This is a genomic window from Vibrio sp. Vb0667 (assembly GCF_033391095.1).
The window spans coordinates 1-2,009 of the sequence record NZ_JAWPOL010000087.1 but is presented as its reverse complement, the minus strand read 5'-3'; the positions used below and the strand labels follow the sequence as shown (position 1 = coordinate 2,009).

General features: G+C 47.9%; 4 protein-coding genes. 1 reads left to right on the top strand and 3 read right to left on the bottom strand.

All coding sequences use genetic code 11. From position 1 onward, the window contains the following. Positions 1-321, top strand: a 321-nt coding sequence (locus R8269_RS23570) for a fumarylacetoacetate hydrolase family protein (RefSeq protein WP_318222698.1), incomplete at its 5' end; no start/stop codon positions are given. On the opposite strand, the gene R8269_RS23565 is transcribed toward R8269_RS23570, so the two are convergent. From R8269_RS23565 to R8269_RS23555, 3 genes are all read right to left on the bottom strand, one after another. Next, entirely contained in the window at positions 318-629 is a 312-nt protein-coding gene (locus R8269_RS23565) for an AzlD domain-containing protein (protein WP_017447854.1), read from the bottom strand. The two genes, R8269_RS23570 and R8269_RS23565, sit on opposite strands and share 4 nt — an antisense overlap. Then, on the bottom strand, positions 629-1,339 hold the full coding sequence (locus tag R8269_RS23560; protein WP_020842318.1) for an AzlC family ABC transporter permease: 711 nt from the start codon (positions 1,337-1,339) through the stop codon (positions 629-631). Before R8269_RS23560 ends, R8269_RS23565 begins: the two co-directional genes overlap by 1 nt. Before the next feature lie 79 nt (positions 1,340-1,418). Then, a partial coding sequence (locus tag R8269_RS23555) for an AraC family transcriptional regulator (protein ID WP_318222697.1) occupies positions 1,419-2,009 on the bottom strand: 591 nt, incomplete at its 5' end.

The window sequence follows — 2,009 nt, the reverse complement described above, 5'->3', positions numbered from 1 at the left end:
CCTTGGGAGCGAGCAAAAGCATTTGATGGTTCTGCGGTTTTTAGCCGCTTTGTGCCTCTTGAGGGCATTGATATTCATGACCTTAACTTAGAACTATTGATTAACTGTGTTCGTGTGCAAAAAGGCCACGTACAACAGATGCTGTATCCGCCATTTGCGATTTTGGATGAGCTAAGTAGCTACACAACTTTACAAGACGGTGATGTGGTAATGACGGGAACGCCGCAAGGGGTTGGCGAAGTCCATCAAGGCGACGTCTTCCTTGGGCGTTTAAAATGTGGCGACGTCACCTTGTTAGAAATTGAGTGGGTGGCTGATTAAAGCCAAATGCGCAAAAGAAGAAACGCCACCATACTGACAACCGTCGTTAAGAGAACGTTTTTTGTCAAATAGGCGATCAACGCAGCCAATGTCGCAGCCAATAAAAACGGGTTTTGTACGCTGACACTGAGTTCCCCTTCGGGGATGAAGACAATCGGCGCCCAGATCGCGGTTAAAACGGCCGGACTCGCGTAGTTGAGAATCTTTTGTGTGCGCGTGCCAAGCTTTAATGGCAACTTCGGTTCGAGAAACAAGTATCGGCTTGTGAACACCAACAGCGTCATGAGTAAAATTGACAGCATAATCATTAGCGTTTCTCCTGCACTTGTTCGACAAAATAGCCTGTTAACATGGCTAAAATGCTCGAAATCATCAAACTTCCTTCCACTTGGTAATAGCTTAACGCGACTGAGCCTACCAAAGCCACTAAGACGCTAGAAAGTACCGCTGCATTTTTAATCGTGGGTACGACAATCGCGATAAAGGTTGCGGCTACTGCAAATTCCAACCCCATTTCATTCAGTTCTGGGATTAGGCTACCTGCCACGATGCCTGTCAGCGTCGCAAGGTTCCAGAACAGATAGAAGCTCAATCCGGCGCCTAGGGCGTACCAGCGATTAAATTGTTCGTCAGAATGATGGCCTGCAATGGCAAACAGCTCGTCGGTTAACAGAAAACCAAGCGATAGCCGCCATTTAAGCGGAAGTGGTGCAATTTTACTGCGCATGGATACGCTGTAGAGAAAATGTCGTGAGGTGATGAAAAACGTGGTGAGCAACATAGTGGTTAACCCCGCGCCCGCTTTTATCATTCCCATCGCGACGAGCTGAGCGGAGCCCGCGAAAAGAATCGCGGATAACGCTTGTCCTTCTAGCGGGTGAAGCCCTGTATCAATCGCGAACGAACCTGCTAAGAGTCCCCAAGGCAGTACGGCAATACTCAACGGCATCATTGCGAGTGTGCCTTGCCAAAATAAAGTGGCTTTTGATTCTTCTTGTAACGGCAAAGTGTTATCCATTGTTTGTTCTTAATTGTTTTGAAGTCAGGCTATCAACGTAACGTGGTAGAGGCATCTCGCCTTGTACGATATTGCGGATTTAGCTAAAGCGAAGATATTGGCCCGGCGTGACGCCCATGGCTTTCTTAAAGTGTCGATGCAGGTGGCTTTGATCATGAAAACCACATTCTTGTGCGACATCAGAGATTCTCTGCCCTTGTTTGAGCAGCTTTTTCGCCATACGTAAACGTTGCTGGATCTGGTAAGCATGAGGCGGAAAGCCAAATTGCTTTTGAAATTCGCGCAGTAAGTGAAAAGGGCTCAGCCCAGCCAGTTTCGCGAGTTCTTCCAGCGACACATCGGTTTGTGGAAAGTCTTCTAAAAACTCCTTTACAAGCTGTAACTGTCGTTGCGCTTTGGTGGATTCTTTTAGTGGTGCGCGGTGAGTGCTGTGTTTACTCGCCAATTTGATCAACGTACCGTACACCAAGGTTTCTCGCAGCAGTCGATTGTCCGATTTTTCTAGAGTCTCAAACACCAAGCGCAATTGGCTTGCCAGTTCGGGATCATAAACCACAGGTTGAGGGAAATAGGGCAGCGCGATATTGGGTGAGCCAAGCTCTTGCCCCAAGGTTTGAAATTGTTCTGGCACAGGATACATTGCTTTGTATTCCCAGCCCCCCTCGGTTGC